The sequence below is a fragment of the Frankia sp. CeRuru1 genome (assembly GCF_977966315.1).
In genome coordinates this window covers 1-6,731 of sequence record NZ_CDWWEW010000286.1, presented here as the reverse complement: position 1 = coordinate 6,731, position 6,731 = coordinate 1, and the positions used below count along the sequence as shown (strand labels likewise).

Genomic DNA, 6,731 nt, shown 5'->3' with positions numbered 1-6,731 from the left:
TTTCGCTCCGGACATGCTGAGACCCCCTGAGCGTCGCTCAGGGGGTCTCAGGCCAGGGTTTCCTAGCGTGCCGTCACGTGGTCGCGCGCACCTTTGTAGACAAGCGTGTCCCGCGCGTCGTCCAGCCGCGCGGATAGCTCGCGCCACTCGGCGCGTGCCGCATCCCGCGTCTTCCTGACGTTTCGGCGCGAACCGTAGGCGCCACCGTGTAGCGCTTGCGCAGTGTGCGCGAGCACTCCCGCGCGGCCTAGGTCATCCGCAGCGTTGCCACGCCTGATGATCTCCCGGAGCGTCGGGAAGTCGCTTCCGTCACCCCATGCCATACGGATAAGGGTTTCGCTGTCCTGGGCAAGGTGCGTCGTGTAGGCCAGATGTTCCGCGTGCCGGATACCCGCCATGACCTGAGCACCGGGCGTCGCGTCGACGTCCGACGGTGGAACGTCCTTACGGAACCCATTACGCTCCGCAGCTGAGACAACGGCCCAACGGCGCAGCTTGTCGCGAGTGGCGATGATCATCCGTCCGTCTCGGCAAATGTGCTGCCACGCGTCCACTTCCCGTGTCGCAACCGAGCACGACGCGGGAACGCAATCGTTGATCTTTTGCGCCAACTTCCGAGCGAAGATCAACACCGCGTCTTGCGTGACGTCGTCCGACGTGTCGTCAGTGCCGTACGGCCCGTACCCGTCGCGCGTGACCGTCGCGCTTCCGTCGGCCCGCTTACGGGACCGCGTCGCGTCAACGGTCCGGCAGTAGCCGCGCGCCAGCTTCGCCAGCTGGCGCCAGTCATCCGCCGTGACACGGGCCATGTCCTCAGGCGACACGTCGACGTTAGGAAGATCATTCGGTACGTCTTTGGAAAAAACGGCAGACGTCATCACGCACGCTCCACACGTGAGAGGGAATTTCGGCGGGCAATTTCGCTCGCGCCGAACCGATATCCAATGCTTACGCCGGCAACGTCCACACGCAATACCCAAACGACCGTCAATTCAAGATTCTTTTGTGATTGAAGCGTGATTCACGTCACATGCGTTCGGCATTTGAAAGGACGGCCGAGCCAAAGGGGGAAATGGAATGTGCGACACGGCAGAACGAAAGGCAAAAGCAAAACGCAACCCAACCAAATACAGAGAACAAGCGAGCCATCAACCAACAGAAACAGAAGCACTCTCGCAACCAAACGCCACCCCGCGTAACCACCCACCCACCGCAACTATTAGAGATGTGCCTGCGGCCCATCTAGTCGGGGACGTCACCGGCCGTGCCAGCCAAGCCCGGACCTGCGCCAGCACGGCCCGTGGGGGCTACCTCTCCTAAGAGGCCGCCCCGCAGGCCGCCCCCGGGGCCGTTAGATAGGCCGCCCTGGAGGCAATGCAGGAATCGCCGATCGATGAGCATCGGCATCGTAGTTGAGCACTACATAAGCGGCAGGCTGCGAGCTATTTGAGCTGCGACAGGGGTCCGTGGTGGCCTGGCTCGATGGGCACGCCGGGCTCACACCGCTCCAAGCCAAGGTGGAGAGATACCTACACCTGGCTGATGGTGAGCCTGCCTGTGGTACGCAGCGAGGCTGGCTGACCGCGGAGCTGCACGGTAGAGCCGGCCGGCAGGACAGCGGCGATCTCCACCGACGGGTTGGCGCCGGTCTCGATGTGCACGGCGCCGCCGTTGAACGAGATGCCGCCGTGAATGCTGCCGGCTTGGATGATCGGCCCGTCGACCGTGCCGCCGCCGACGTAGTTGCGGACTCCGCGATTGCCGGGCACGGGTTCGATCGCGACGCCGATGCGGATTTCCGTCCCGTTGTCGATGACCGAGGCTGTGTTGAGGTAGCGGTCGGTGTCCGTGGCCGTGGCTGCCGAGAGGGTGATCTGGGCGCGGTCGGCGTCGCCGTCACCGACGAGGGCGACGTTCGCGCCGGCGGCGGCCAAGAAGAGCCGGATCGGCCCTGCCTCGGTTGCGGTCACAGTCCGTTGATTTGCCGAGGTCACACCTGTGACGATACGTGGACGGCGATCCCCAGGAGTGGGATCGGTGCCCGGCGCCGAATCTCGGTCCTCGGGATGGTGTCGTACCCGGGCGGCGGGATGCAAATTTGCGGAGCGGTCGATGTGACGCGGTGCCAGACTCGGGCCATGACCGATGACCCGTTGTCCCGACTGCGACAGTCGGTCGGCGTGAGCCGGGAGTTCGGCCAGGTCTGCGAGGCGGTCGCGGGCGAGTACATCGACGCAGGCACCGAACCTCCGTTCGATGTCCCGTCGGCGGACTTCGCCACCGACCCGTGGCTCGTCTGTGCCGACCGCTACTGGCGGCGCCGTTTCCTGGCGGAGCCGACCGTCGAGGTCGCGGCCCGCTGCGCCCGCTGGCTGATCGACCACTGCCAGGATCAGGCGGTCCGGGCGGAGATCGTCGAGAAATGGGCGTTGGGCTACGCTTTCATCACCCGGGACACCGTCGAGCCCGCCGCGGATGTCACCACAGCCACAGGCAGGATCGTGCGCGACAGCGCCGGCTCCGCTGAGGTGGCCTATTTCGCCGCGCTTTACCACGCAGGGAAGCTCCGCGCCGATTTCTGGTTCGAGGCGTTGGACCGATTCGTGTCCTCGTCCATGCTGGCGCGGGCGTCCGGCCCGCACCGCGACGGTCCGCTGTTCACCGCGCTACGCGCGTTCGCCGCATGCGGTATGAGGGACACGTCGCGGGGGGTGGCGCTGGTAGAGGCCGCATGGACGGCCGAGCCGCGTAGCCGTGAGGTCACCGACATCTGCCTGCACGGGCTCGACGTCGCCGGCCCCTTCGAGGGCCAGGGTGAACTGCTGCGCCGCTACGCGGCCGACGCCGTGGCCGCGACTCCACAGGCGCACCTGTGGTGGTACCGGCGGGCCCGCGGCGAGCGTCGATGCCGCGACCTCGATGCCGCGTTGACCTCGATCGAGACGGCGCTGACCTGCCTGCCCGCGCAGGGGGCCCGCAACGCGCACGAACACCTCCAGGAGCGGTACCTACGCGAACGCGATCTGATCATGACGACGATGGAGGGGAGTCAGCGGTGGACAGCGCCCGGTCGGCGCCCGGCACCGCGGTGGGTGCTCCCGCTGGCCGCGGCCGGGGTTGCTGTCCCGATCGGGGGCGCGGTGACCGTGGGCCTGGCGGTGACCTCTGACCTGGGCGACGCGATCGGGCGAGGGGCACTGCTCACCGCGAGCCTCCTGGCGTCCGCGCTCGTCATCGCCGCGGTCCTGCGCGCCGCACGGCAGCTCGCGCCCTGACCATGCGACCCGCGGACGGAGCAGCAGCCGGAACGTGCAGCAGGGCGGCACGCCGGATGGTCGGCTGCGGCCCGCAGGCGGCGCCGCCGGGTCGGGGGTCGCTGCATGGCGGGTGACGGAGCCGGCCGGGTGGGCACCGTGGCTGGCACCAGCGAGGGCGATGCTGGCTGGCGCGAGCGCGACGACGCCGCGCACCGGTCCATACACGGCCAGTTCCTGGGATCGCCGACGTCGACGGGCGGCGAGGGACCGGAGGCGGTGTGGTGCACCAGCCGTCTGGCCGACGATGTCTACTGGCAGGCCGGTGCCGTGCACGAGGCGTCCCACGCCGTGGTCGGGACCGCCGTCGGCTTGCCGCTCCAGCACGCGACCTTGGAGAATGACAGGTCCGTCCGCATTGGCGGCGTCGTGTCGTTTACCGGGCCTGGCGACGCTCAGCTTTTCGCGGTCTGGCTCGCCGCGGGTGCCGTCGGGCAGTCACAGTGGCTGTGCGCCGCTGGCTACGGTCACCCTGAGCTGCACCGCTGTGTAAGGGCCATTGGGGGCGGCGCGGACCGGGCCGAGGCCGAGCGGCTCGCGGCGCAGGGATTCATCATTGATCTCCAGCGTGCTCACCTCGACGCGTCCCGGCTGCTCGGCGACCCGGGGCTCTGGGCCGCCGTGGGGCAGACGGCCCGGCTGCTGCTCGCGCGACGTCGGCTGGCGTCCGCGGACGTCGTCGCCGTACTGGAGACGCACCGCATCACCACGCAGCAGGTCTGGACACCGGATATCGGCTCTGCGGACGGTTGACGTGCGTGCACGGGTCCGGCGGTGCGCCAGCCTTCTGGCTGGTCCAGGCGGAACAACGCTGGGAAGAGATCCAGAGCCTCAATCAGGGTGTTCGTCGCGGTCTGACCCGATGGGCTATCGGGGCTTAGCCGGGGCCAGGGTTCCGTGCGGCCCGCGGACTGCGCACGCGGCGCGAACCCGGTCCGGGCCGACCTGCCCGAAGGGCTGCGGGCCGCGGCCGACTGCACCCGCGACGCCGCTTTGCCCGTCATCGGCGTCGACCGTGACGACCTCGCGCTGCTCGTCGTACTCCGTCCAGACCTGCTACCGCTGCTGCCCATCGTGCTCACCTCCGTGCCCGCCCCGGCGTCTCCGCGCCGACCGGGTGGGATGACGCCAACCAGCTGGCCGGCCGGCGGTCGTCTGGTTGATCCGGCCGGCATGACCACCGCCGCGGGAGCCACCGACCGTACCCAGGCTCGCCGGCAACGGGCCGTCGGCTGACAGGCCGAGAGCGGCCCGGTACTCGGCGTCGCGGACGTCACGGCGCTGCCGCGTCTTCTCGTCCCTCATCGGCATCACCCGTCCTGCTCACATCCGGACGCTCCTGTCCATGCTCGCGCGCCGACGGCGGGCGTGCGACAGCAGACATGATCAAATATTGGGACTTGTCGGCTGGTGAAAAGCGGGTGGCCGGCCCGTCATGCCGCTCACGGACCTTCCGCGACGCATCGTCGCGGACCCGCATGGAAGGGAAATCGTCACATGGCCCAGGTTCGGTTCGCGACGTACAACACCCTCGACCTCTTCGCGTCCGACAGTCCGGACGAGCGGGAGCGTTACCGGCGAGTTGTCGAGGTGATCCGCGGTCTGGACGCGGACGTGGTCGCGGTTCAGGAAATCATCGCCCCGCATGTCGAGGTCGCCGCGGCGCGGCTGCGGACCCTCGCCGACGACGCCGGGATGGAGTGCACCTACGAGCCGGACCGGCCCGCGATCGCTGCCGGCCGGCAGCGTTTCCACGTCGGCCTGCTGTGGCGGCCGGGGCTGACGGTGGTCCCGGGGTCGTTCCGCACGTACGGGGCGGCGGACTTCTGGCATGCCCTCGCGAAGATCACATTGGAGGTTGACGGGCGGCGGGTGCAGTACGCGAGCCACCACGCGACCCCGTTCGGCCGGCACATGCGGGCCGACCAGATGGAGCGGGTCGTGGCGGTGATGACCCGGCCCGAGGGCAGCCCGCCCGGTCTGGTCGGCGCGGACTGGAACTGCGTCGGCGCGGACCGGCGGCCGGACGGCTCCTACTACGACCCGGACCCGTATGCCGGCAGCGATTGGTACGCGGACCTGATCTACCAGACGGTGTGGGGCTACGACGAGCGAGGCCTCCGGTGGCACCGGGCAGACCGGGAGCCGGGCGAGGTGCTGTACGCGGGCGGGCTCGCGGATGCCGCGGTCGTGCTGGACCGGCCGTGGGAGGCCACCGTCGGGCACTGGCCCGGCAACACCTTCGGAGAACGGCGGATCGACGCGATCCGCGTAACCGCCGAGATCGCCCCGGCGCTGCGTGCGGTCGAGGTCACCCGGACCGAGCTCGCACGCAGCGCCTCGGATCACCTGCCCGTCACAGTCACCTACGAGACCACGGCTCTCGGCGCGCAGGCGCAGCGCAGCAATCCGCAGCTTCCCTCGTGAGAGGAACCGACCGAAGGTAGGCGAGTGAGACGGGACGGTCCGCGAGGATGATCCCCCGATGGTGCTGTGTGGGGGGCGGCGATGATGACGCGGTACCCGATGTGGCCGCCGGCGGTCGTCGAGGGGATCTACGACGTCCTCAGCCGCACGGACCGGCCGGGACTCACCGGTAGAGAGATCGACCGGCCGCTCGGCATGCTCGGCATCGCCGATGTCCGGCCGGGCGCCAGCAAACGGGACCGGCTGTGGGCCGCGCTGATGAGCAAGCGGCGTCACCGTCTCAGCCGGAAACGGCCAGGAAGCTTTCCTGTCACCTGTGACGTCGGACCCGCCGTTTAACAATGGACGCACATTGACGCGGCGGTCTGTTGTTGACCTGTGGGTTGTCGCAAATCGGGCACAGTCCGCATTCTGGTGTTAAGAACGCTGACGCCGGAGGGCTTCCCCGTTCCTGAGTGACCGGACCGGAGGCCAGCGTTGTGTTTGTGGTGGGCTTAGGGAGGTCACCACGGCGGATACTCCGTTGACCCCAGAAGATGACCGCTGGCGGGTGCTGTTGCACAGTCTGCGGCATCTGCTCGACCCGGAGTGGCTGGCGGACGTGCTGGTGGCGCTGTCCGACGGGCCCCGCGCGTACACGAACCTGCTGGCGGCGGTACGGACCACGACCGATGCGGTGGACAGCCGCTTACGGCCAGAGCGGGTGATCAAGGATTACACGTTGTGGCGGACGTTGCGCTGGATGCAGGCACGTGGGCTGGTAGCGAAGACCCGGGAGCCGCGGTTCCCGTTCCACTCGATCTACCGGTTGACGCCGGCCGCGGTGGAGCTGGTCGACACGCTCGGCCCGGTGTGGGAGTGGGCGGAACGTCACGTGGACCTGCTGCGGCTGGACGCGGACGTGCGGGCGGAGACCCGTCAGCGCCGAGATAGGGGGCGAGGTGGGGACGCCCGGTCAGGCTGACTGGGCATCGCCCTGCTCGCTAGGGT

The 6,731-nt window shown here is 68.9% G+C and carries 8 protein-coding genes; 6 read left to right on the top strand and 2 right to left on the bottom strand.

What is annotated here, in order from left to right; translation table 11 throughout:
* Positions 1-62 precede the first annotated feature (62 nt).
* Positions 63-878, bottom strand: a complete 816-nt coding sequence (locus tag AC08OP_RS18065) for a hypothetical protein (RefSeq protein ID WP_476615270.1) — start codon at positions 876-878, stop codon at positions 63-65.
* Positions 879-1,529: 651 nt separating this feature from the next.
* Positions 1,530-1,970, bottom strand: a complete 441-nt coding sequence (locus AC08OP_RS18060) for a hypothetical protein (RefSeq protein WP_476615269.1) — start codon at positions 1,968-1,970, stop codon at positions 1,530-1,532.
* A gap of 168 nt (positions 1,971-2,138) precedes the next feature.
* Here AC08OP_RS18060 and AC08OP_RS18055 point away from each other — a divergent pair, with 168 nt between their 5' ends.
* The 6 genes from AC08OP_RS18055 to AC08OP_RS18030 all read left to right on the top strand — a co-directional run bounded on the left by AC08OP_RS18055 (position 2,139) and on the right by AC08OP_RS18030 (position 6,705).
* Positions 2,139-3,275, top strand: coding sequence for a hypothetical protein (locus AC08OP_RS18055; RefSeq protein WP_476615268.1), 1,137 nt, complete (start codon positions 2,139-2,141; stop codon positions 3,273-3,275).
* A 129-nt stretch (positions 3,276-3,404) separates the two neighbouring features.
* Positions 3,405-4,067 carry a hypothetical protein gene (locus tag AC08OP_RS18050; RefSeq protein ID WP_476615267.1) on the top strand — a complete coding sequence of 221 codons (663 nt, stop codon included), beginning with the start codon at positions 3,405-3,407 and terminating at the stop codon, positions 4,065-4,067.
* A 144-nt stretch (positions 4,068-4,211) separates the two neighbouring features.
* Positions 4,212-4,550: a hypothetical protein gene (locus AC08OP_RS18045; RefSeq protein ID WP_476615266.1), complete on the top strand. Its 339-nt coding sequence runs from the start codon at positions 4,212-4,214 to the stop codon at positions 4,548-4,550.
* Positions 4,551-4,811: 261 nt separating this feature from the next.
* Positions 4,812-5,741 carry an endonuclease/exonuclease/phosphatase family protein gene (locus AC08OP_RS18040; RefSeq protein ID WP_476615265.1) on the top strand — a complete coding sequence of 310 codons (930 nt, stop codon included), beginning with the start codon at positions 4,812-4,814 and terminating at the stop codon, positions 5,739-5,741.
* Positions 5,742-5,822: 81 nt separating this feature from the next.
* Entirely contained in the window at positions 5,823-6,080 is a 258-nt protein-coding gene (locus AC08OP_RS18035) for a hypothetical protein (RefSeq protein WP_476615264.1), read from the top strand.
* A 184-nt stretch (positions 6,081-6,264) separates the two neighbouring features.
* On the top strand, positions 6,265-6,705 hold the full coding sequence (locus tag AC08OP_RS18030; protein WP_476615263.1) for a winged helix-turn-helix transcriptional regulator: 441 nt from the start codon (positions 6,265-6,267) through the stop codon (positions 6,703-6,705).
* Positions 6,706-6,731 lie beyond the last annotated feature (26 nt).